18 protein-coding genes are annotated in these 24311 nt (G+C 61.4%); 5 read left to right on the plus strand and 13 right to left on the minus strand.

From position 1 onward, the window contains the following. Nucleotides 1-27 precede the first annotated feature (27 nt). The 4 genes from dapA to LHU53_RS17495 are packed head-to-tail and all read right to left on the minus strand — an operon-like array spanning nucleotide 28 to nucleotide 2904. Nucleotides 28-921, minus strand: a complete 894-nt coding sequence (gene dapA / locus LHU53_RS17485) for a 4-hydroxy-tetrahydrodipicolinate synthase (protein WP_227334072.1) — start codon at nucleotides 919-921, stop codon at nucleotides 28-30. A 27-nt stretch (nucleotides 922-948) separates the two neighbouring features. Further along, a complete protein-coding gene (locus LHU53_RS17490; protein WP_227334073.1) occupies nucleotides 949-1533 on the minus strand; it encodes a bifunctional 2-polyprenyl-6-hydroxyphenol methylase/3-demethylubiquinol 3-O-methyltransferase UbiG in 585 nt (194 codons plus the stop codon). A 20-nt stretch (nucleotides 1534-1553) separates the two neighbouring features. Beyond that, on the minus strand, nucleotides 1554-1679 hold the full coding sequence (locus LHU53_RS19760; protein WP_255632079.1) for a hypothetical protein: 126 nt from the start codon (nucleotides 1677-1679) through the stop codon (nucleotides 1554-1556). A 4-nt stretch (nucleotides 1680-1683) separates the two neighbouring features. Further along, the gene (locus LHU53_RS17495) at nucleotides 1684-2904 is read right to left on the minus strand and encodes an MFS transporter (protein ID WP_227334074.1); all 1221 of its coding nucleotides are present in this window, start codon (nucleotides 2902-2904) and stop codon (nucleotides 1684-1686) included. A 216-nt stretch (nucleotides 2905-3120) separates the two neighbouring features. On the opposite strand from LHU53_RS17495, the gene LHU53_RS17500 reads away from it, so the two are divergent. The 5 genes from LHU53_RS17500 to aceA all read left to right on the plus strand — a co-directional run bounded on the left by LHU53_RS17500 (nucleotide 3121) and on the right by aceA (nucleotide 11655). Further along, nucleotides 3121-5091 (plus strand): DNA topoisomerase IV subunit B, encoded by a 1971-nt coding sequence (locus LHU53_RS17500; RefSeq protein WP_227334075.1) that lies wholly within the window; start codon nucleotides 3121-3123, stop codon nucleotides 5089-5091. Nucleotides 5092-5166: 75 nt separating this feature from the next. Next, a complete protein-coding gene (gene parC / locus LHU53_RS17505; protein ID WP_227334076.1) occupies nucleotides 5167-7566 on the plus strand; it encodes a DNA topoisomerase IV subunit A in 2400 nt (799 codons plus the stop codon). Nucleotides 7567-7899: 333 nt separating this feature from the next. Then, complete coding sequence (locus tag LHU53_RS17510; RefSeq protein ID WP_227334077.1) at nucleotides 7900-8643, plus strand: alpha/beta fold hydrolase; 744 nt, start codon at nucleotides 7900-7902, stop codon at nucleotides 8641-8643. Nucleotides 8644-8735: 92 nt separating this feature from the next. Continuing rightward, nucleotides 8736-10067, plus strand: a complete 1332-nt coding sequence (gene glnT, locus LHU53_RS17515) for a type III glutamate--ammonia ligase (protein ID WP_227334078.1) — start codon at nucleotides 8736-8738, stop codon at nucleotides 10065-10067. A gap of 259 nt (nucleotides 10068-10326) precedes the next feature. Continuing rightward, on the plus strand, nucleotides 10327-11655 hold the full coding sequence (aceA, locus tag LHU53_RS17520; RefSeq protein WP_227334079.1) for an isocitrate lyase: 1329 nt from the start codon (nucleotides 10327-10329) through the stop codon (nucleotides 11653-11655). Nucleotides 11656-11759: 104 nt separating this feature from the next. Here the strand turns inward: aceA and LHU53_RS17525 are convergent, their stop codons facing one another. From LHU53_RS17525 to LHU53_RS19770, 9 genes are all read right to left on the minus strand, one after another. Then, nucleotides 11760-12164 (minus strand): ribonucleotide reductase subunit alpha, encoded by a 405-nt coding sequence (locus tag LHU53_RS17525; protein ID WP_227334080.1) that lies wholly within the window; start codon nucleotides 12162-12164, stop codon nucleotides 11760-11762. Nucleotides 12165-12242: 78 nt separating this feature from the next. Then, nucleotides 12243-13031, minus strand: coding sequence for a peptidylprolyl isomerase (locus LHU53_RS17530; RefSeq protein ID WP_227334081.1), 789 nt, complete (start codon nucleotides 13029-13031; stop codon nucleotides 12243-12245). Nucleotides 13032-13041: 10 nt separating this feature from the next. After that, nucleotides 13042-13776: a respiratory nitrate reductase subunit gamma gene (gene narI, locus LHU53_RS17535; RefSeq protein WP_227334082.1), complete on the minus strand. Its 735-nt coding sequence runs from the start codon at nucleotides 13774-13776 to the stop codon at nucleotides 13042-13044. Continuing rightward, complete coding sequence (gene narJ, locus LHU53_RS17540) at nucleotides 13773-14471, minus strand: nitrate reductase molybdenum cofactor assembly chaperone (protein ID WP_227334083.1); 699 nt, start codon at nucleotides 14469-14471, stop codon at nucleotides 13773-13775. The genes narI and narJ overlap by 4 nt, the downstream gene beginning before the upstream one ends. 154 nt (nucleotides 14472-14625) lie before the next feature. Next, a complete protein-coding gene (narH, locus tag LHU53_RS17545; RefSeq protein ID WP_227334084.1) occupies nucleotides 14626-16149 on the minus strand; it encodes a nitrate reductase subunit beta in 1524 nt (507 codons plus the stop codon). Next, entirely contained in the window at nucleotides 16146-16508 is a 363-nt protein-coding gene (locus LHU53_RS17550) for a cupin domain-containing protein (protein WP_227334085.1), read from the minus strand. Before LHU53_RS17550 ends, narH begins: the two co-directional genes overlap by 4 nt. 37 nt (nucleotides 16509-16545) lie before the next feature. Beyond that, on the minus strand, nucleotides 16546-20361 hold the full coding sequence (locus tag LHU53_RS17555) for a nitrate reductase subunit alpha (RefSeq protein WP_227334086.1): 3816 nt from the start codon (nucleotides 20359-20361) through the stop codon (nucleotides 16546-16548). A gap of 557 nt (nucleotides 20362-20918) precedes the next feature. Further along, nucleotides 20919-22547 carry an MFS transporter gene (locus LHU53_RS19765; RefSeq protein ID WP_255632080.1) on the minus strand — a complete coding sequence of 543 codons (1629 nt, stop codon included), beginning with the start codon at nucleotides 22545-22547 and terminating at the stop codon, nucleotides 20919-20921. Between the two features lie 26 nt (nucleotides 22548-22573). Beyond that, entirely contained in the window at nucleotides 22574-23830 is a 1257-nt protein-coding gene (locus LHU53_RS19770) for a nitrate/nitrite transporter (RefSeq protein WP_255632081.1), read from the minus strand. Nucleotides 23831-24311: the final 481 nt, after the last annotated feature.

The raw sequence follows: 24311 nt of genomic DNA on the forward strand, positions 1-24311 counted from the left end.
TCAGGAAAAGAAGTCGGCGGTGCCCGCTTACAGCAGGCCCACGTCACGCAGCGCAGCTTCCACCACGGGCTGGCTGGCGGGCGAGAGTTCAGTCAAGGGCAGGCGCAGGGTCGGGCCACACAGGCCCAGGCGGCTGGCGGCCCACTTCACGGGAATGGGGTTGGCTTCCACAAACAGGTTCTTGTGCAGCGGCATCAGTTTGAATTGGATCGCCATGGCGGCCTTCACGTCACCAGCGATGGCCGCTACGCACAGCTCGTGCATCAAGCGGGGTGCCACGTTGGCGGTGACGCTGATGTTGCCCTGGCCACCGCACAGCATGAGCGCCACGGCGGTGGGGTCGTCACCCGAGTAAATGGCAAAGTCTTCCGGGGTTTCGCGGATCAGCCACTGGGCGCGGGCGATGTCGCCGGTGGCTTCCTTGATGCCGATGATGCCAGGCACCTGCGTCAGACGCAGCACGGTCTCCAGCGCCATGTCGGCCACCGAACGGCCGGGCACGTTGTACAGCACCATGGGCAAGTCAACCGCCTCGGCAATCGCCTTGAAGTGCCGGTATTGACCCTCTTGGGTGGGCTTGTTGTAGTACGGCACCACTTGCAGCTGGCAATCCGCGCCAACTTTTTTGGCAAAACCCGCGAGCTCAATGGCCTCGGCGGTGCAGTTGGAGCCACAGCCCGCCATGATCGGCACCCGGCCCGCGGCCTGCTCGACCGACACGCGGATCACTTCGCAGTTTTCCTGGATGCTGACGGTGGGGGATTCGCCGGTGGTCCCCACCACGCCGATGCAGTCGGTGCCCTCGGCAATGTGCCAGTCGATCAGTTTGCGCAGCGCCGGGTAATCGACGGCGCCGTCAGGCAACATGGGGGTGATCAGCGCAACGATGCTGCCGGTGATGGGGCGGGAAAGAGTGGTCATCTTGGGGGCGTGCTCCAGGTTAGCCGCTTATTCTAGCGAGAGTGGGTAGCGCGACGGGCCGCATGCCTCGCTGGTGAACCCGGGCGCGGCGACGGCCGCAATGCGCTGCACAAAACGCTCTGGTCGGGGTAAAAAGCCGTTTTCGTATGCCACCACGTTCAAGCCTTGGCACAGGTGCAGCAACTCGCCAGGCTGCAGCAAAAAGTCGGGCCGAGAGGGTTTACCCACCGTCTCGTTGCCAGCGGCGAAGGTCTCGTACAGCAGCACACCGCCCGGCGCGAGGCTGTGTAACAGGGTGGGGAACAGCGTCCGCCACAGGTAGTTGGTGACCACCACCAGATCAAACTGCCGGGGTGCGCCATCTTCAAGCAACGGCCAGGGGGCGTTCTCCAGATCGGCTTGGATGGCATGGCCATGGGCGCGGGCGCTGCTCAGGGCTTCTTCGGAGCGGTCCAGGCCGGTGACTTGGAACCCCTGCGCCGCCAGCCAGGCCATGTGTCGGCCGTGGCCACAGGCCACATCCAGTGCACTGCCGCCGGGTTGGGCCAGATGCGCCCAGCGGCGCACCCAGGCCGAGGGTTCGCCCGTGCCGTGTGCGCTGGCCTGGGACATGGCGGCAGGTGGGGTCGCGTTCAGAAGCAGCTCCAGAGCTGGTTGGCCAGGCTCATCAAGAAGTCGGGTCGGCCATACAGGCTGAACACCAGCATCAGAACGCCCAGCAAGGCGGCGACCCCGATCAGTTTGACGGCGGGTTTCATGGCGTCAGGCGGCTTGTGGCGCGGGCGCACGCACGATGGCTGCCTCTTTGATCGGCAGGTTCAGCAGCGCCGCCACCACACCCAGCGCAATGGCGATGTACCAGACGATGTCATAACTGCCCGTGCTGTCATACAACACACCGCCGAGCCAGACCCCCAGAAACGAGCCGATCTGGTGGCTGAAAAACACAAACCCGCCCAGCATCGACAAATGCGCCACACCAAAAATCTGCGCCACCGCCGCGTTGGTAGGCGGCACGGTGGACAGCCACAACAAGCCCATCACGGCGGAAAACACATACACACTCATCGGTGTCAAAGGCACCAGCAAAAACACGCTGATGACGATGGCGCGGGTGAAATAAATGAACGCCAGGATGTGTTTCTTCTGCATCCGCTGCCCCAATACGCCTGATGCATAGGTGCCAAACACATTGAACAGCCCGATCAGCGCCAGCGAATAACTCGCCACCTGCGGCGACAGGCCGTGGTCTTTCAGGTAGCTGGGCATATGCACGCCGATAAACACCACCTGGAACCCGCAGACAAAGTAGCCTGCCATCAGCAGCTGGAAGCTGCGGTAGTGCAGTGCTTCGCGCAGCGCCTGCAAAATCGACTGCTCACGAAAATGCCCGGCACCACCCCGAAAGTCCGGCTCGCGCAGCCACCAGGCCAGCGGAATCATCAGCAATGAGGCGCCCGCCAGCACCACCAGCGCCTCTTGCCAGCCGAACCGGTCGATCAGAAAACCTTCGGTGGGCACCATCAAAAACTGGCCAAACGACCCGGCCGCAGCGGCAATGCCCATGGCCCAGGAGCGTTTGCTGGCATGCACGTTGCGCCCGATCACGCCATACACGATGGCGTAAGTGGTGCCCGCCTGCGCCAGCCCGATCAGCACCCCGGTCGTGAGCGCAAACATCACCGGCGAGGTGGCATAGGCCATGCCCACCAGCCCCAGCGCGTAAAAGACCGCCCCGGCCACAATCACCCGAAAGGCGCCAAACCGGTCGGCCAGCATGCCGGCAAAAATACCGGCCAACCCCCACACCAGGTTTTGCAGCGCCAGCGCCAGCGCAAAGGTTTCCCGGCCCCAGTTCTGGTCTTGCGTGATGGGTTGCAGCCACAAGCCAAAGCCGTGCCGGATGCCCATGGACACGGTCACGATGGCGGCGCCGCAGATCAGGATTTGCTGGGTGGAGAGTTGGCGGGTGGTGTAAGGCATCGGTCGAATATACCGAAATGACCGACGAATTTCCGCGTCCGGGTCTCGTCGTTTTTCATCGCCCCTGAAGTGTGAGACCCGTCTCGGGTCGTGGCCTGGGGAAGTCACTTCAAGTCCGGGGCGAAAGCGCCAGACAACACGACAGCCAAGAGCGCTCACGTCAGGAGCTGTGGATGCATCCAGTTGTTTGGCATGCCAAGATTAGAATCGTAGGCTATGGCTACCAAACCCAACTCTGAATACTCTGAAGGTTCGATCCGCGTTTTGAAGGGGCTCGAGCCCGTCAAACAGCGTCCGGGCATGTACACCCGCACCGACAACCCCTTGCACATCATCCAGGAAGTGCTGGACAACGCGGCCGACGAAGCGCTGGCCGGGCATGGCAAAAAAATCAAGGTCACGGTGTTTGCCGACGGCTCGGTCAGCATTGAGGACGATGGCCGTGGCATCCCGTTTGGTCTGCACCCAACAGAAAACGCACCGGTGATTGAGCTGGTGTTCACCCAGTTGCACGCTGGCGGCAAGTTCGACAAGGGCAGCGGCGGTGCCTACAGCTTCTCGGGCGGGCTACACGGTGTGGGTGTCAGCGTGACCAATGCCTTGAGCAGCCGACTGGAGGCCACCACCTACCGCGAGAGCCAGGTGGCACGGTTGGTGTTCTCGGGCGGTGATGTGATCGAGCCTTTGAATGTGCGACCAGCTGGTGACGGCGAGCGGCGCAGCGGCACCTTGGTGCGGGTCTGGCCCGATGCCAAGTATTTTGAATCGATGAGCTTGCCAATGGCGCACCTGGAGCATCTGCTGCGCAGCAAGGCGGTGTTGATGCCTGGTGTCACGGTGAGCCTGACGCAAGAAAAAACCAAGGAAACCCAGACCTGGCTGTTCAAAGGTGGCCTGCGTGACTATGTGACCCAGACCCTGACGGCCGAGCCGGTGATCCCGCTGTTTGAAGGCGCCGGTTTTGCCGACGCGCAGAACGACAGTTTTGCCGACGGTGAAGGTGCGGCCTGGTGTGTGGCCTTCACCGAAGACGGTCAGCCGGTGCGTGAGAGTTATGTGAATCTGATCCCGACCACGGCCGGTGGCACCCACGAGTCCGGCCTGCGTGATGGCTTGTTCACCGCGGTCAAGAGTTTTGTCGAGTTGCATTCGCTGCTGCCCAAGGGCGTCAAGCTGTTGCCTGACGATGTGTTTGCGCGCGCCAGTTATGTGCTCTCGACCAAGGTGCTGGACCCGCAGTTCCAGGGTCAGATCAAGGAGCGCCTCAACTCGCGCGACGCGGTGCGGCTGGTGTCGAGTTTTGTGCGCCCGGCGCTGGAGTTATGGCTCAACCAGAACGTGGAACACGGCAAGAAGCTGGCCGAACTCGCGATCAAGGCCGCCCAAAGCCGCCAGAAGGCAAGCCAGAAGGTTGAAAAACGCAAAGGCTCAGGCGTGGCGGTGTTGCCCGGCAAACTGACCGACTGCGAAAGCCGAGATATTCTTGAGAACGAGATGTTCCTGGTTGAAGGTGACTCGGCCGGTGGCAGCGCCAAGATGGGCCGCAACAAGGAAAGCCAGGCGGTGCTGCCCTTGCGCGGCAAGGTGCTCAACACCTGGGAGGTTGAGCGCGACCGGCTGTTTGCCAACAACGAAATCCACGACATCGCGGTGGCGATTGGTGTGGACCCGCACGGCGCCAACGATGCACCGGACTTGAGCGGTCTGCGTTACGGCAAGATTTGTATCCTGAGTGATGCGGACGTGGACGGTTCACACATCCAGGTGCTGCTGCTCACGCTGTTTTTCAAACACTTTCCCAAGTTAGTCGACGCTGGCCACATCTATGTCGCCCGTCCACCGCTGTTCCGGGTGGATGCGCCAGCGCGTGGCAAGAAGCCGGCGTCCAAGGCCTATGCGCTGGATGACGGTGAACTGACTGTGATCCTGGACAAGTTGCGCAAGGAAGGCGTGCGCGAAGGCGCCTGGACCATCAGCCGCTTCAAAGGCCTGGGCGAGATGAATGCCGAACAGCTGTGGGACACCACCCTGAACCCCGACACCCGCCGCCTGCTGCAGGTGGGGCTGGGCGGTTTAGACACCACACAGACCGCCGAGCTGATGACCAAGCTCATGGGCAAGGGTGAAGCCGGTGCCCGGCGCGACCTGATGGAGTTGCACGGCGATTCGGTGGACCTGGATATTTAGTCATTTTTGCCTTCAGCCCTTACAAGTCAAGGGCTAACAGCTACAACAGTCAGAGCAGATCACAAGAGTTTCCCCATGACCGACATCATTTTGATTGACCCACCGCAGCCCAGCCAACCTGATGCGGACGAGACCCCCAGCCTGGCCAGTTACGCCCAGCGTGCTTACCTGGAGTACGCGCTCAGTGTGGTCAAGGGCCGCGCCTTGCCCGACGTCTGTGACGGCCAGAAGCCGGTGCAGCGCCGCATCTTGTACGCCATGTCGCGCATGGGCTTAGGGTTTGGTGGCGCCAATGGCAATGTCGGAGCCAAGCCGGTCAAGTGCGCCCGCGTGGTGGGTGATGTGCTGGGCCGTTACCACCCGCACGGCGACAGCGCGGCTTATGACGCGCTGGTGCGTATGGCGCAAGACTTTTCCCAGCGTTACCCGCTGATCGACGGCCAGGGCAACTTTGGCAGCCGTGACGGCGACGGTGCCGCTGCCATGCGTTACACCGAAGCGCGCCTGGCCAAAATCACCAGCCTGCTGCTCGACGAAATCGACGAAGGCACGGTCGACTTCACACCGAATTACGACGGATCCACCGAAGAGCCTCGCCAGCTGCCCGCCCGCCTGCCGTTTGCGCTGCTCAACGGCGCCAGCGGTATTGCGGTCGGTTTGGCCACCGAAATCCCGAGCCACAACCTGGGTGAAGTGGCACAAGCTTGTGTGGCGCTGATCAAGAACCCCGAGCTGACTGACGACGAGTTGTTCTCCCTGGTGCCCGGGCCGGATTACCCAGGCGGAGGCCAGATCATCAGCAGCGCGGGTGAAATTGCCGAGGCGTATCGCACAGGCCGGGGCTCGCTCAAATGCCGTGCGCGCTGGAAGATCGAGGACCTGGCGCGTGGCCAGTGGCAGCTGGTGGTCACTGAGTTGCCGCCCGGTGTCAGCACCCAGCGTGTGCTCGAAGAGATTGAGGACCTGAGCAACCCCAAGGTCAAGGCCGGCAAAAAAGCGCTCACGCTGGAGCAAAACCAGCTCAAGGCCACGCTGCTGTCGGTGCTTGACGGCGTGCGTGACGAGTCCAGCAAAGACGCCGCCGTGCGCCTGGTGTGTGAGCCCAAAACCAGCCGCATCGGCCAGCAAGAGTTGATCAACACCTTGCTGGCGCACACCAGCCTGGAAACCAGCAGCCCGATCAACCTGACCATGATTGGCCTGGACGGCCGACCGACCCAAAAGTCGCTGCGCCAGATGTTCACCGAGTGGATTGCGTTCCGCCAGACCACCATTGAGCGGCGTTCGCAACACCGTTTGAACAAGGTGCTCGATCGCATTCACATCCTGGAGGGCAGGGCGCTGGTGCTGCTCAACATTGACGAGGTGATCGCCATCATCCGCCAGGCGGACGAGCCCAAGGCTGCGTTGATTGAGCGTTTTAGATTGTCTGAACGCCAAGCCGAAGACATCCTCGAAATCCGCTTGCGCCAATTGGCCCGGCTGGAAGCGATCAAGATTGAGCAGGAGTTGGCTGGTCTGCGTGGTGAGCAGCAAAAGCTCGAAGAACTGCTGGGCAACCCCGCCGTGTTGCGCCGCCTGATGGTCAAGGAAATTGAGGCCGATGCCAAAACCTTTGCCGACCCGCGCCGCACCCTGATCCAGGCGGAGAAAAAAGTCGTGCTGGAAGTCAAGGTGGTGGACGAACCGGTGACGGTGGTGGTCAGCCAAAAAGGCTGGGTGCGCGCCCAAAAGGGCTGGGCCAAAGAGCGTGCGGCGGGTGCCGGCACGGCAACTACCAGTGCAACTCAGCCGGAATACACCTTCAAGGCTGGTGACGCGTTGTACGGAACCTTTGAATGCCGCACCATCGACACCTTGCTGGCTTTTGGCAGCAACGGCCGTGTCTATTCAGTGCCAGTGTCGCTGTTGCCGGGTGGCCGTGGTGACGGTCAGCCGATCACCAGCCTGATCGAATTGGAAGCAGGCACCCAGCTGCTGTATTACTTTGCCGGGCCGGTGAGCGCCACGCTGCTGCTCTCTAGCTCCGCCGCGTATGGTTTCCTGGCCTCGGTGGAGAACATGGTCAGCAAGTTCAAGGCGGGCAAGGCCTTTGTCACGGTCAACGAGGGCGAGGTGTTGTGCGCGCCTTCGGTGGTGGCCTGTGATGCGGGCTCGGCGCCGTGGCCAGCCGCCACCCATGTGGCCTGTGCGTCGACCGGCGGGCGGATTTTGACGTTTGAGCTCAGTGAACTCAAAACCATGGCCAATGGCGGGCGTGGTCTGATGTTGATCGACCTGGAAGACAAAGACACGCTGGCTGGTGCCTGCGCCTACAACCGCAGTGTGCGCATCGACGGCATTGGCCGCGGTGGCAAAGTGCGTGACGAAACCCTGGAAATCCGCAGTCTCAACAACGCCCGGGCCGCGCGTGCGCGCAAGGGCAAGCTGGCCGATCTGGGCTTCAAACCAGCGTCGATTGCGCGGGTGGCATAGGTTGGCGCTCGGCCCTGTTCCTATTTCCCCTTGACACGACACGACATGTCCTGACCTGACCTGACCTTACGGTGACACCGCCGTGCGTCAGGTCAAGCGCGTGTCACGCTCAACCGACGGCCTTGTGTGGTCAACTGGCATGGTCGGTCTGGCGGCGATGATCGGTGTGGCACAAAACGTGCCTCAGCGGGCTGGATGGAATCTGAAAGACGCTCGCCGTGGCAGCGTGTTTGACACCGATCCCGATCTTGACACTGACCTGGGGGTTTGCCGCAGTGCCGCGACGCTGGCGCGCGCATCTTGCCCAACCCTCTTTTGACTGGAGACTTGACCATGCCGTCCGTTTTGATGCTTTGCCCCGGTCTGATGTGTGACGCCGTTGTTTGGGCACCGCAGGTCCAGGCCTTGTCGGCCACGCGGACCTGCGTGGTGGTGGACTACGGCTTGCGCGATTCGCTGGCCGACATGGCGCGCCATGTGTTGGCCACCGCGCCCGCCGAGCGTTTTGCCGTGGCTGGTCATTCCATGGGGGGCCGGGTGGCGTTGGAGGTGATGCGCATCGCACCTGATCGGGTCAGCCACCTCGCGCTGTTGGACACCGGTATCCACCCGCTGGCTGTGGGCACGCCCGGTGCCACGGAGAAAGCCGGACGACTGGGCCTGGTCGCCCTGGCGCGTGAGCAAGGGATGCGCACCATGGCCCAGCAGTGGCTGGCCAACATGGTGCACCCGACCGTGCGCGGAACACCGTTGTTTGTGGCCATCATCGACATGCTGGTGCGCAGCAACGCGGACCAGTTGGCCGCGCAGACGCAGGCGCTTCTGGCGCGGCCCGATGCGGCACCGGTACTGCCCATCATCCGCTGCCCGACCTTGCTGCTCACCGGCGAGCAGGACCTGTGGAGCCCGCCCGAGCAGCATGCCGCCATCGCCCGCAAGGTGGCTGATGCGGTGCTCCATGTGGTGCCGCGTTGTGGCCACATGAGCACGCTGGAGCAGCCCGACGCCGTGACAGCCGCCCTGGTGACCTGGTTGCAGCGCGAAGGCACGACAGCACACAAGGCCGACAGCGTGTAACACTTTGGCTGGGTGCCGTGTCGGATAATGCTCAGGGCGCTACGCAAGGCATAGCTATCAGTCAAAGCTAAATAAGGGTTGGAAGCCAAAAAATGAACAACTACGAGAGCCTCATCGCGGACCTGAAAGGGCGCGGTATCCATTCCATCCTGACTCAGTTCTGCGACATCCACGGCGTGGCCAAAGGCAAACTGGTGCCGCTGGGCAACTTGCGCGAGTGGGTCGAGAGCGGTGCCGGATTTGCCGGACCCAGCATCTGGGGCACGGGTTTGGGGCGCTTTGGTGCGCGCAGCGAGTACTACGGCCGTGTCCTGCCCGAGAGTCTGCGCCCGTTGCCGTTCATGCCCGGTGTGGCCCATGCCGTGTGTGATGGCTTCGCCGGTGGCCAGCCACTGGCGACCGATTCACGCCAGCTGCTCAAACGCCAGGTCGAGCGGCTCAAAGAGCGCGGTTGGACGTTGTGGGTCGGCATTGAGCCCGAGTTCTTTGTGCTGAAAAAGTCGCCTGACGGCCAATGGCTGCCCTTTGATGCGCAGGACGACCTGGACAAACCCTCCTACGACCTCAAAGCCATCCACCGCAACCGCGCTTTTCTGGACGACATGCGTGTCGCGCTGACCGAACTGGGTTTTGAGCTGCAGCAGATCGACCATGAAGACGCCTGCGGCCAGTACGAGATCAATTACAAGTTTGATGACGCGCTCGCCGCTGCTGACCGTTACATGCTGTTCAAGCTGACGGCGCACGCTATTTGCCAGCAACACGGCGCGGTGTTCAGCTGCATGCCCAAGCCATTTGCTGGCGCACCGGGCAGCGGGCTGCACTTTCACCTGAGCATCACCGACGCCCAAGGCCGGGCGGTGTTCACCGACACCCGTGACCCGTTGCAACTCAGCGCCCCTGGCTACAGTTTTGTGGCCGGGCTGCTGCAACACGCAGATGCCTTGAGCGCCATCTGCGCGCCCACTGTGAACAGCTACAAACGCCTGGCGGTGAGCCACAGCGCCTCGGGCACGACCTGGTCACCGGTGTGGAAGGCCTTTGGCGACAACAACCGCACCTGCCTGGTTCGCGCGGTGGCCGGGCGGCTGGAGTGGCGCTTGCCCGACCCGTCGTGCAACGTCTACGCCGCCATCGCCGCCACGTTGGCCGCCGGGCTGGACGGCTTGGACCAGGGTCTGTCTTCCCCAGCGGCCTGTGACGAAGATTTGTACGAACGTTTTGCCGCAGGCGCGCCCATGCCGCAGCGCCTGCCCGCTGATCTGGGCGCGGCCGTTCAGGCGCTGGCGTGTGATACGACGCTGACGCAGACGGTTGGCGACGCCTTCTGTCAGCAGTTCATCTCGCTCAAAACCCAGGAGTGGCAGGCCTATGCCATGAGCGTGAGCGCCTGGGAGCTGCAGCGCTACGCGCAGGCGTTCTGAAATTTTGCAATATGGTAAATATGATTTCATATCGTGATATTTCAACGGGCTCGGCATGTTGATTTTTTTCTTAAAGTGAAAAATAACGTTTCGCATCACAAAAAATGAAAATAAGTCGTTGATTTTGTTGGGTTAAATAAATGTCTTATATAAGACATAAGATTGGTTTAACTCTTATAGAAGACTTAGAATGGATGCATCCCACCAACGCAAAAACTTTGCCGGTCGGGCCAGTTTCAACCAACCCAGGAGTGTTTTCATGTCACAGACCACCGCGCCTTTGAGCCGCCAAGAGCAAATCGCCGCCCTCGAGAAAGACTGGGCCACCAACCCACGCTGGAAGGGTGTCAAGCGCGGTTACAGCGCGGCTGACGTGGTGCGCCTGCGTGGCAGCCTGCAGCCTGAATACACGCTGGCCAAGAGCGGTGCTGAAAAGCTGTGGGCCAAGGTCAACGGCGGTGCCAAAAAAGGCTACGTGAACGCGTTCGGCGCCATCACCGCTGGCCAAGCCATGCAGCAAGCCAAGGCCGGCCTGGAAGCCGTGTACCTGTCTGGCTGGCAAGTTGCCGCCGACGGCAACACGTCCGAGACCATGTACCCCGACCAGTCACTGTATGCCTACGACTCGGTGCCGACCATGGTGCGCCGTATCAACAACACCTTCAAGCGCGCCGACGAAATCCAGTGGAGCCGTGGCATCGAGCCGGGTTCACCTGAGTTCATCGACTACTTCTTGCCGATCGTGGCCGATGCGGAAGCCGGTTTCGGCGGCGTGCTCAACGCGTTTGAGCTGATGAAGAACATGATTGCCTCCGGCGCTGCTGGCGTGCACTTCGAAGACCAACTGGCTGCCGTCAAGAAATGCGGCCACATGGGTGGCAAGGTGCTGGTGCCCACGCAAGAAGCTTGCGAAAAGCTGATCGCGGCCCGCTTTGCGGCTGACGTCATGGGTGTGTCCACTATCGTGCTGGCCCGTACCGATGCCGAAGCCGCCAACCTGATCACTTCTGACCACGATGCCAACGACAAGCCTTTCCTGACTGGCGAGCGCACGCCTGAAGGCTTCTACCGCGTCAAGAACGGTCTGGAGCAAGCCATCAGCCGCGGCATCGCCTACGCCCCCTACGCCGACCTGGTGTGGTGCGAAACCGGCGTGCCAGACATCGGTTTTGCCCGTGAATTCGCCCAAGCCGTGCAAGCTGCCTGCCCCGGCAAGCTGCTGTCTTACAACTGCTCGCCGTCGTTCAACTGGAAGAAAAACCTCAACGACAGCCAGATCGCGTCCTTCCAGGAAGACCTGGCCGCGTTGGGCTACAAGTACCAGTTCATCACGCTGGCTGGTATCCATATCAACTGGTTCAACACCTTCCAGTTCGCGCACGCTTACGCTCGCGGCGAAGGCATGAAGCACTACACCGAAATGGTGCAAGAGCAGGAATTTGCGGCGCGTGACAAGGGTTACACCTTTGTGTCGCACCAGCAGGAAGTGGGCGCCGGTTACTTTGACGACGTGACCACCGTCATACAAGGCGGTTCTTCCAGCGTCAAGGCGCTGACCGGTTCCACCGAAGAAGAGCAGTTCCACTAAGCACAGGTTACCCAAGAAGAGCCCGAGGAGGGGTAAGGCTGGCAGTTCGCAAGGGCTGCCGGCCTTTTTTTTGCTTGTGCGCCCACCTTGGTGGTGGATGCGCGTCAGGCAAGAGAAATGGCTTCGCCCAGCTCGTCAAAAGCCACCATGTTGGCAAAGGCGCCCTGCTTGATGGCATCCACCATGCGCTGCAAAGCGGCGTTGACCTGCGCGTCGGGCGGGGCTTGCGGGCCAATGCCCGAGAGGCTGCTGGCAAACAGGACTTGCCATGGCATCGCAAACTGGGTGGACTCTTGCTTCATGGCCGCAAAGTTCTCGATCTCGTGGGCGCCTTTGTCGACACACATGGCGGGTACGAGGGTACCGCCCACGCCCTGCTCATAATCCAGACGCTGTTGGGCCGTGGCATCGTCTGGCAGTTCTGCGGCAGCAAACACCAGCAGCAGGCGCTGTGTCTGGCGTTGCTGGCGGGCGGCGGCAAGCAGGTCGTCAAAGTTGGAAATGTTCATCGGCTGGGTTCCGGGTGAAGGATGTCGGCTGGATCGTCCGGCGGGGCTGGGGCATCAGGCGGTTGAAAGTCAGGGGGGTCACTGCACCAAAGGCGTCTCGGCCCGGTCCAGGTCCAGACCTTCAAGCTCGGCACCGGCCACCAGCAGGCTCAGGTATTGCCGCAGCGCCGTCACAAAGGTTTGCTGCTTGAGCGCCATCGCGACAGCGCCCTGCACCGACTCGAAACTCTGGGCCAGGCCCGGTTCACGCGCCTGCACCTCGACCACATGCAAGCCAAAACGGCTGTGCACCAGGCGGGGCAACACGCCGATTTCCTTGTTGCCAAACAGCTCCTTGGCAAATTCCGGCGCGCAGTCGGCGCTACCCAGCCAGCCCAGTTGGCCACCTTCGGCGCCGCTGGGGCAGTTGGACAGGGTGCTGGCCGCCTTGGCAAAGGCGTCCTCAAGGCTTTTGCTGTCAAAACAGCGCACGTTGAGCAGGGTGGCCTCGGCCTGTTTGCGCAGGGCGTTGAGGTCCACACCCGGTGTGACGGCAAACAGGATGTGCCGCACCCGCAGTTTTTCGCCCGTGGTGTAGGTGGCCTGATGCGCGGCGTGATGGCGGCGGCAGGCTTCCTCGGACGGCTCCGGGATCACCAGTTCCTGTTCCAGCAGTGCTTCGATGGCGCTTGATGCGGCTTCGCTGGGCACGCCGTCCAGATTCGGGGTGTCGCTGATGGCCAGCAGTCCTTTTTGAATGGCGGTCTGGCGCAGCAGCTCGGAGTAGGCCCGCTGGTTCAGTTCATCAGCGGTCAAGGTGGCACCAACAGCGTGGAGAGCCACGCCGTTCGCGCGGGCCAGCGGGTGTTCAAGGGTCAGTGTGGTCATGTTTTGCTCCTTAAACGCCGGCGCCAGGCTGGCGCGGCTGGTTTTGCCCGGCGGGCACATTCAGGCGGCGCGAGCGCACCACCTGGTAGGGTCGCACCAGATAGGCCACCGCACCAAAACCGCTCCAGACGTGGACCAACCGGGTGAACGGGAAGATGAAAAAGATGGCCATGCCGAGCAACATGTGCGTCTTGAAGACCCAGCCGACGTCAGCCAACATGGCCGCCGCGCCGGGCTGGAAGGTGACGATGGCCTGGGCCCAGCCCGCCAGCTGCATCATCATGCTGCCGTCCAGATGCTGGCCCGACAGAGGCACGGTGGCCAGACCCAGCGCCAGTTGCACCCACAACAACACCAGCAGCACGATGTCGCTGGTTTTGGAGTTGATGCGAATGCGCGGGTCAGACAGGCGCCGGTGCAGCAGGAGGCTGACGCCGATGAAGCCCAGCACACCGGCCAGCCCGCCACTGATCATGGCCATGAGCTGTTTGTCACCGGCGCTGATGAAGCTCTCATACACAAAGTGCGGCGTCAGCATGCCAAACAGGTGGCCAAAGAACAGGAACAACACGCCGATGTGAAACAGGTTGCTGCCCCAGCGCAGCTGCCCGGCGCGCAGCATCTGCGATGAATCACTCTTCCAGGTGTACTGGTCGCGGTCAAACCGCAACAGGCTGCCCGCCAGAAACACCACCAGGGCGACGTAGGGGAACAGACCAAACAACAGGTGATCAAGGTAGTTCATAGTGATGCTCCAGCGGATGCAGCGGCGCGGGCCTGGCCTGCATTGGTTTTGACAAAGTGGATGGGTTGGGGCTGGTCGGGTTTGCCTTGGCCCTTGACCGAGCAGCCGCCAAACACCTCGGGCTCTTCCCAAGTGGCATCCAGCGCCTCGTCTGCCGCCACCTTGACGGCTTGGGCCTTCTCGCCACTGAGTTCAATCAAGGCGCCCAGCACGCTGGCGTAAGCGGTTTTGCGGTCTTGCAGGGCGCTGAAAATGGCGTTGAAGATGTGCGCCATTTCCGCCAGAAAGGCTTTGGCCTCCTTGGGCGGCTGGGTCGACACAAATTCCAGCACCACCGGCAGGTAGTCGGGCAGCTCGTCTGGCGCCAGAAACAGCCCGGCTTTTTCATAAGTCTGGGTCAGGTCGACCATGGCCGGGCCCCGGTCACGCGAGTCGCCATGCACATGCTCGAACAGGTGCAGCGAGGTGGCATGGCCGCGGTCAAACAACTCGACAAAGTCGCTCTCGATGTCCAGCGGGTCAGCGTGTGCCAGGTGGCTGATGAGGGCGTCGATCTCGGCCAGGCGGTCTTTGGCCAGGGCTTGTTCGGCATGCAGGGCGCTTTGCATGTCTGCCAGGTCGCTTTTGAGGGCGGCGTTGGGATACGACAGCAGGCGTGCCAGCACGCGCAGGGTGATGGAGGATGACTTATTCATACAAAAGCCTTCTCTGAAAATGGACTGATAGCGAGCGCTGGTGACGCGCCAACCCAGAAATGCCGTGGAACCGGCTTCGCCGGGCCACTGGCGTTGCCCCCTTGAGGGGGTATGCGGCTACACGCAGTGAGCAAGCAACGGGGGGGAGCCATTTCTAGACCTCTGCCTGGATTGGGATGGTGCGGCGCTTGGTGCCGCCAAACAGACTGGTTTCGCTGGCGCCATCCGAGCAGCCGTTGCCAAACGAGAAGCCGCAACCGCCACGCACGTCAAAGGTGTTTTCGGCGTATTCGCGGTGTGTGCTGGGGATGACGAAGCGGTCTTCGTAATTGGCGATCGCCATCACGTGGTACATGTGTTCGACTTCAGCCTGGGTCATACCCACCTGGTCGAGGGCCGCGGTGTTGATGCGGCCGTCGACATGTTTCTCACGCTGGTAGGCGCGCATGGCCAGCATGCGCTCCAGGGCGCGCTCCACCGGCGCGGTGTCACCGGCCGTCAGCAGGTTGGCCAGGTACTTGACCGGAATGCGCAATTGCTTGACGTCAGGAATCACCCCGTTGCTGCCGATGTGGCCGGCATTGGCGGCGGCACTGATCGGCGAGAGCGGCGGCACATACCAGACCATCGGCAGCGTGCGGTATTCGGGGTGCAGCGGCAGGGCCACCTTCCAGTCCACCGCCATCTTGTAAACCGGGCTGTTGCGGGCGGCTTCCATCCATTTGTCGGGAATGCCGTCCAGGCGGGCCTGCTCAATGACCTTGGGGTCGTTGGGGTCCAGGAAGATGTCGAGTTGGGCTTGGTACAGGTCGCGGTCATGCTCCACGCTGGCGGCTTCCTGAATGCGGTCGGCGTCATACAGCAACACACCCAAATAGCGGATGCGGCCGACGCAGGTCTCGGAACACACGGTGGGCTGGCCCGCTTCAATGCGTGGGTAGCAGAAGATGCACTTTTCGGCCTTGCCACTCTTCCAGTTGTAGTAAATCTTCTTGTACGGGCAGCCGCTGATGCACATGCGCCAGCCGCGGCATTTGTCCTGGTCGATCAGCACAATGCCGTCTTCCTCGCGCTTGTAGATGCTGCCTGACGGGCACGATGCGACACACGCCGGGTTCAGGCAGTGCTCGCACAGGCGCGGCAGATACATCATGAAGGTGTTCTCGAACTGGCCGTAGATGTCCTTCTGGATGTCGTCAAAGTTTTTGTCCTTGCTGCGCTTGGAGAACTCGCCGCCGAGGATTTCTTCCCAGTTCGGACCCCACTCGATTTTTTCCATGCGCTGGCCGGTGATCAGGCTGCGCGGGCGCGCGGTAGGCACGGCCTTGGACTCCGGCGCCGACTGCAGGTGCGCGTAGTCAAAGGTGAAGGGTTCGTAGTAGTCGTCGATCTCGGGCAAATTCGGGTTGGCGAAGATGCGCATCAGCAGCTTCCACTTGGCACCCTGGCGCGGCTCGATCTTGCCGTCGGCCTTGCGGATCCAGCCGCCGTTCCATTTGTACTGGTTTTCCCATTCCTTGGGGTAGCCGATGCCGGGTTTGGTCTCGACGTTGTTGAACCAGGCGTATTCCATGCCGGGGCGGCTGGTCCAGACGTTTTTGCAGGTGACGGAACAGGTGTGGCAACCAATGCACTTGTCCAGGTTGAGCACCATGCCGATTTGGGCGCGTATTTTCATGCAATATCTCCAGAATTGTCGGATGGATCCGTATGTGTGCCGAATAAGGTCAACAGCGCCGAAGCATTTGTGAGTGCCCGCACAGCGTGTTCCTCTTCGGGTGCGATGTGACAAAGATCACCTGGGGTCAGTGTGAGCACGCGGCCCATGGTTTCAAAGACCAGTTGCCCTTCGAGACATTGGATGACCAGACGCTGTCGCACCCTGTGGGGTTTGAGGTAATGTCCTTGTGCTAGAACCAGACGTGAGATTTGCAAATCACTGTCCATGACCAAAGTAAGAGACTGAGCGGCAGACAGCTGAGAACCCAAAGGTCCTGCCGCAATCACTTGCCCGGTCGCCGCATGTTGTTGAGCCATATTTGACCTTTCGTGATCAAGGCGCTAAGTCAAGTAACTAAGCGTGGGTTGCGGTTGAATCGGTCGATGAGCCTTCGTCATCCAGCCAGTCCACCTTGGCCATCTTGCGCAGCACCACAAATTCATCACGGTTGGTGCCGATGGTTCCGTAGTAGTTGAAGCCGTAGCTGAACTGGGCATAGCCGCCGATCATGTGGGTCGGTTTGAGCACAATCCGCGTCACCGAGTTGTGGATGCCACCGCGGCCACCCGTGATTTCGGAGCCCGGCATGTTCACCAGTTTTTCCTGCGCGTGGTACATCAAACACATGCCATTGCGCACACGCTGGCTGACCACCGCACGGGCGGTGAGCGCGCCGTTGAGGTTGAACAGCTCAATCCAGTCGTTGTCCACAATGCCGGCGCTTTTGGCGTCGTCTTCGCTGATCCAGACAATCGGGCCGCCGCGGCTCAGGGTCAGCATGTGCAGGTTGTCGCTGTAGGTGCTGTGGATGCCCCACTTCTGGTGCGGCGTGATGAAGTTCAGCGCAATCTCGGTGTTGCCGTTGGGCTTCACGTTCTGGATGCCGTGCGTGGTTTTCAGGTCCACCGGCGGGCGGTAGCTGCTGAAGCCCTCACCAAACGCCGTCATCCACGGGTGGTCCATGTAGAACTGCTGACGACCGGTCAGGGTGCGCCATGGGATCATCTCGTGCACGTTGGTGTAGCCGGCGTTGTACGACACGGTTTCACTCTCGATGCCGCTCCAGGTGGGGCTGCTGATGATCTTGCGCGGCTGCGCCTGGATGTCGCGGAAGCGGATTTTTTCGTCTTCGCGGTGGATCGCCAGGTGGGTATGGTCCAGCCCGGTCTGTTTGCCCAGGGCCTCCCAGGCTTTGACTGCCACATGGCCGTTGGTCTCGGGCGCAAATTGCAGGATGACTTCGCAGGCGTCAATGTCGCTCTCGATCTTGGGCATGCCGCAGGTCACACCCGGCTCGGTCACCAGACCGTTGAGTTCACCGAGCTGTTTGACCTCGATCTGCGTGTTCCAGGCGATGCCCTTGCCGCCGTTGCCGACCTTGTTCATCAGCGGGCCGACCGCCGTGAAACGTTTGTAGACATTGGGGTAGTCGCGTTCCACCACGGTCATGCTCGGGGCAGTTTTGCCGGGGATCAGGTCGATCTCGCCGGTTTTCCACTCCTGCACACCAAACGGCTGGGCCATTTCGGCCGGGGTGTCATGCATGATGGGGGTGAGCACCATGTCGCGCTCCACACCCAGATGGCCCACACACAGTTCGCTGAACTTCTTGGCGAAACCTTTGTAGATCTCCCAATCGCTGCGGGATTGCCAGGCCGGGTCGACCGCGGTGGACAGCGGGTGGATGAACGGGTGCATGTCGCTGGTGTTCATGTCGTTCTTCTCGTACCAGGTGGCCGTGGGCAACACGATGTCCGAGTACAGACAGGTGGTGCTCATGCGGAAGTCGAGTGTCACGACCAGGTCGAGCTTGCCTTCGGGGGCCTTGTCGTGCCAGACCACTTCTTTCGGTTTGGCTTGCTGGGCGCCCAGGTCCTTGCCCTGCACGCCGTGGGTGGTGCCCAGCAGGTGCTTCAGGAAGTATTCATGCCCCTTGCCGCTGGAGCCCAGGATGTTGGAGCGCCAGACAAACAGGTTGCGCGGCCAGTTGGCCGGGTGGTCCGGGTCTTCACAACTCATCGTCAAACTGCCGTCTTTCAGGCCCTTGACCAGGTAGTCTTTCGGCTCCATCTTGGCGGCAGTGGCGTCGCGCACCAGTTGCAGCGGGTTGACTTTGAGCTGTGGTGCGCTGGGCAACCAGCCCATGCGCTCGGCGCGCACGTTGTAGTCGATCATGCTGCCGCCAAATTTGGACTTGTCGGCCAGCGGCGAGAGGATTTCATCGACCCCCACCGTCTCGTAACGCCACTGGTCGGTGTGGGCGTAGAAAAAGCTGGTGCCGTTCATCTGCCGGGGCGGGCGGATCCAGTCCAGGGCAAAGGCCAGCGCCGTCCAGCCGGTCTGCGGGCGCAGTTTTTCCTGGCCCACATAGTGCGCCCAGCCGCCGCCGCTCTGGCCGATGCAGCCACACATCATCAGCATGTTGATGACACCGCGGTAGTTCATGTCGGCGTGGTACCAGTGGTTCATGGCCGCGCCAATGATCACCATCGATTTGCCATGCGTTTTGTCGGCGTTTTCGGCAAACTGGCGCGCCACGGTGATGAGCTGTTCACGCGGGGTGCCAGTGATGCGTTCCTGCCAGGCCGGGGTGTAGGGTGTGTCGTCGTTGAAGTCTTTGGCCGCCATTTCACCGGGCAGACCGCGTGCCACGCCGTAGTTGGCGACCTGCAGGTCAAACACGGTGGCGACCAGGGCGCTGCGTTCTTCGCCCGCCTTGCCGAGCGAAATGCGTTGCACAGGGACCGTGCGCACCAACACGTTGTTGGCGGCGTCACCCGTGGCGTTGTTGGGGAAGTGTTCACTGACGATGCCACCGAAGTAGGGGAAACCGACCTTGGCGGTTTCGCTGCTGGCCTGTTCACCTTCGAGCACGGTCAGTTTCAGGGTCACATCGGTGCCGTGGCGCGCTTCCTTGGCTTCCAGATTCCACTGGCCTTCATCGGCCCGTCCGTCGGCGCCCCAGCGGAAACCGATGGCACCGTTGGGCAGCACCACTTTGCCGCTCATGTCCAGCGCCACGGTTTTCCAGTCAGGGTTGTTGGCGGCGCCGAGCTTGCCATTGAAGTCAGAGGCGCGCACATACCGGTCCGGCACCATCACGGTTTGGCCGTCTGGCAGGGTTTGCTCTTTGAGCATCACCAGCATCGGCATGTCGGTATACCTGCGCACGTAGTTGTCAAAGTAGGCGCTGCGCGGCTTGCCACCGTCGGGGAAGTAAAACTCTTTCAGGATCACGTGGCCCATGGCCATGGCCACAGCGGCGTCGGTACCCTGTTTGGGTTTCATCCAGATGTCGGAGAGTTTGGCGACTTCAGAATAATCTGGTGTCACGGCCACGGTCTTGGTGCCCTTGTAACGTACCTCGGTGAAGAAGTGGGCGTCAGGCGTACGCGTCTGCGGCACGTTGGAACCCCAGGCGATGATGTAGCTGGAGTTGTACCAGTCAGCCGACTCGGGCACGTCGGTCTGTTCGCCCCAGATTTGCGGGCTGGCCGGAGGCAGGTCGCAATACCAGTCGTAGAAGCTGATCGGCACGCCGCCAATCAGGCCCAGGTAGCGGCTGCCGGCAGCGTAGGACACCATCGACATGGCGGGAATCGGCGAGAAGCCGATGATGCGGTCCGGCCCGTATTGTTTGATGGTGTAGACGTTGGCGGCTGCCACCATCTCGTTGGCCTCGTCCCAGCCTGCGCGCACAAAACCGCCCATGCCGCGCAGGGTTTGGTAACTCTTGCGCTTGTCATCCGACTGGGCGATGGAGGCCCAGGCGTCCACCGGGTCCATGGTTTGACGCGCTTCGCGCCAAAGTTTGAGCAGGCGGCCACGCACCATCGGGTATTTGACGCGGTTGGCGCTGTACAGATACCAGCTGTAGCTGGCACCCCGGGCGCAGCCACGCGGTTCGTGGTTGGGCATGTCCCAGCGGGTGCGGGGGTAGTCGGTTTGCTGGGTTTCCCACGTGACGATGCCGCCCTTGACGTAAATTTTCCAGGAGCAAGAACCCGTGCAGTTCACGCCGTGGGTGCTGCGCACAATCTTGTCGTGGGCCCAGCGGTCGCGGTAGGCGTCTTCCCAGGTGCGGTCTTCGCCGGTGGTGACACCGTGGTCACCTGCGAAAGCTTCTTTGGGTTGTGAGAAGTAAGTGAGTCGGTCCAGAAAATGGCTCATTGGGTGCTCCAGTTGAAATGGGTTTTGGCGTTCATGGCGGGTTCAAAAGGGTTATTTCTTGGTTGCGCAAGTTGGTGTGGGTTGTTTGGTGCGCGGGCATCTGTGGAGGCCGAGGGCAACGGGGTAAATGCTTCCGCGAATGTCCCCCGGCCTTCGGCCTCCTCCTTTATTTGGCAAAACCCCAAGTCCACGCTGCACCATTCACCCCATTGCCCTCGGCTGCCAGCGGTGGTGGTGCGTAACGATTGAGAACCCAAGGCATTTGTACCCATGGCTTTCATCCCCAATGCATTCGGCTCCCATGTCTTCGCAACCTGTGCGTGCCCTAACGCTGGCCGACTCAGGTCGGCGTGGCGCTCGGCGCAGCGGCATAAAGGAGGAGGCCGCAGGCCGGGGGACAGCCGCGGAGCTGAGTGCCGCGTCGGCCTGAGTTCCAACGAACCTGACTTCCCCGCGCCGGAGACCCGATGAACCGCGCCAAAGCTGCGCTCAGGCGAGCAAAGATCAACGGCAAAAAAGCACATATCAACAATGGACAACATGATTCAGCAGCGATATCAGGGGTTCTTGATCTCTGAGCCAGCGCGCAGGTAAAACCACCAGTTCAGCACCAGGCACAGCGCATAGAAGACGGCAAACCCGTACATGGCAATCTCCGGCGTGCCGGCCTTGATCTGCGCGCCAATCACCACCGGGGCGATGAAGGCGCCATATGCAGCCACCGCCGAGGTCCAGCCCAGCACCGGCCCGGCCTGCTGGCGGTCAAAAATCACGCCGATGGTGCGAAAGGTTGAGCCATTGCCGATGCCGGTGGCGGCAAACAACAGCACGAACAGCCACATAAACGTTGAGAAATACTGCTCAGGCGTGGCTGAGGCGTAGGCCTGCATCATCACGTAACCCACCGCACCCGAGGCCACCACCATCACGGCCGAAATCACCTGGGTCACGATGGAACCGCCCAGCTTGTCCGAAATCCAGCCACCAATGGGCCGCGTCAGCGCACCAACAAAGGGCCCGATCCACGCGTAGGTCAATGCGGACACCGCGTTCGGGTTTTTCAGCGTGTGCTGCATCACCCCTTCGGCGTCAGGCACGTGGCTGATGCCGAAGATCACCGTGATGGACAGCGGCAGCGCCATCGAAAAGCCGATGAACGAGCCGAAGGTGACGATGTAGAGCACGGTCAGCGACCAGGTGTGTTTGTTGCCGAAGATGGCAAACTGCTTGCTGATGTTGTCCTTCATGGTGCCAAAAGCGGTGAACTTCATCACCATCAGCGTGCTGAAAATGATCAGCGGCATCGCCACCCACATGTTCAGCAGGCCCAGGCCGGTAGGGGCGGGCAGGTACAGGTACAGGCCCAGACCTGCGGGTATGAAGGACAGGGTGTAGATCCAGATGATCTTCAAGAAGGCGCCGATCGTGCTGCCGATGTTGGGCGACACGGTGGTCAGGTTGTTCATGCCGAACCAGGCGATGGCCGACAGCGGGACCAGCGACAGCAGCCAGGCGAAACCGGCGTTCTGGATCCAGGTGGGGGTGCCGGCCACAATCTTGCCGAAGATCCAGCCGCTGTCCTTGATCAGGGCGGTGGGCTCACCGCCGAAGCTGCCAAACAGGCCCATGGTCATCACCAGCGGGATCACGATCTGCATGGTGGTCACGCCAAAATTGCCCAGACCGGCGTTCAGGCCCAGCGCCGTGCCTTGCAGGCGCTTGGGGAAAAAGGTGCTGATGTTGGACATCGAGCTGGCAAAGTTGCCGCCGCCCACGCCTGACCACAAAGCCATCAGCTGGAAGGTCCACAGCGGCCAGTCCGGGTGCTGCAGCACGATGCCGGTGCCAATCGCCGGGGCCAGCAGCATGGCGGTGGTCAAAAAGATGGTGTTGCGGCCACCAGCCACCCGGATCAGGAACGAGGCGGGGATGCGCATGGTGGCGCCCGCCAGACCGGCAATGGCGGTGAGCGAGAACAGCTCAGCCTGGGTGAACGGAAAGCCCAGGTTGAGCATCTGCACCGTGATGATGCCCCACATGCCCCAGATGGCGAAACCGCAGAGCAGGCACGGAATCGAGATCCACAGGTTACGGTAGGCGATTTTTTTGCCGGTGCTCTCCCAGAACGCCGGGTCTTCGGGGCGCCAGTCGGTGAGGTCGGCGGAAGAGGTTTTGGGGGAGTTCATGTCAGACTTTCAAAGCGAAGGGGAGTTCATGTGTGCGATTGCAGGCGCTTGGACGGGTGACCCAGGTAATCACCCGTGCGCACTTCGGTCCAGTACATCCAGATCAGCGACACCCAGACCACGCCGTACATCAGCATGAAAGCGCTGGACCGGATGCCGGTGAGGTCCATCAGCGCGCCAAACAGGATGGGCAGCACAAATCCGCCCAGACCTCCGGCCAGGCCGACCATGCCGCTGATGGTGCCGATGTTGTGGGTGTAGTCGTCGCTGATGTACTTGAAAACGCTGGCCTTGCCAAACGCAAAGGCAATGCCCAGGGTGAACATCAGGATCGTGAACACGTACACGTTCAGGCCGAGGTGGAAGGTTTTCGGGCCGTCCACCGTGGCGATGGTGAAATCGGTTTGTGGGTAGCTCAGCAAAAACAGGCACACCCAGCTGACCCACAACACCCACCAGGTGATGGCGTGGGCGCCATATTTGTCTGACAACCAGCCGCCAACCGCCCGCAGCACACCGCCGGGCAGCGAGAAGCAGGCCGCCAGCAGCGCCGCGGTGCGGATGTCCAGCCCGAACTCACCCACGTAGTACTGCACCATCCACAGCGACAAGGCCACATAACCGCCAAACACAATGCTGTAGTACTGGCAGTATTTGATGACCTTGGGGTCTTTGAGGGTCTTGAGCTGGTCCTTGAAGGTGACATGGCTGGGCACCAGGTGGGCCGGGTCACTGTGGCTGAAAAACCAGAACAGGATCACCGTGCCCAGCATGATGGCCGCGTACACCTGCGGCACCATGGTCCAGCCAAAACCCACCACCAGCGCTGGCGCCAGAAATTTGTTGACCGCGGCGCCCGAGTTGCCAGCACCGTAAATGCCCATGGCAAAACCCTGCTGCTTCTTGGGGAACCAGCGCGCCACGTAAGGGGTGCCGACCGAGAACGAACCACCGGCCAGGCCGACAAACAAGCCAATCGTCAGGTATTGCCAGTATTCGGTGGCGTAAGACATCAGCCAGATCGCCGGTACTGTCGAGGCCATCAGCAGCGTCATCACGATGCGCCCGCCAAACTTGTCGGTCCAGATGCCCAGCGGGACCCGGACCAGCGAGCCGGTCAGCACCGGGGTGGCCATCAACAGGCCGAACTGGGTGGAATTGAGGTCCAGCGTTTTCTTGATCGGGATGCCAATCACCGCAAACATCATCCACACCATGAAACACACGGTGAAGGCGAGGGTGCTGACGATCAATACCGAGAGGGCTTGCCCTTTTTTGGTCATGACAAAGATTCCTTTTCTTTGGTCAGGACTTTAGGTTTGGCAGCGTCTGTGCGGTATCCCTCTGTAGAACAGGTGGCGCCGCGCATTGGAACTAGGTCGCTGAGCCTGGCCTAGTTCTGAAGAACTACCGGTTCAACTGTTTTAGCTTGGTTTGCGCTGGATCAAATGGGTGGCTTCGAAGACGGGCTGGGGCCGTGGCCATCAACTTCTTTGGCGGGTGCGTGCAGTTTTGCTGGATAGATCAGCCGATAGGTGGCTGATCAGCTCGGCCTCTACGTCACGGCCGCGGGCGGACGGACGAAGGACGCTCGCCAGTCTTGGGTGGCAGCGGGTGGGGTATTGGCGCCCAGGTACGCCAGCGTTCAATAACCGGAGTCCTCAAATGTGTGAAATCACCCGCCGCGCGCAGGCCGTGTGGGGTTGGGTAGGGGGCCGATGTCGCAAAGCTTGCGCGTCTGAGGCCCCCTGCCCAACCCCACAT

It is taken from the genome of Rhodoferax sp. U2-2l, from assembly GCF_020594515.1.
GTDB lineage: Bacteria > Pseudomonadota > Gammaproteobacteria > Burkholderiales > Burkholderiaceae_C > Rhodoferax.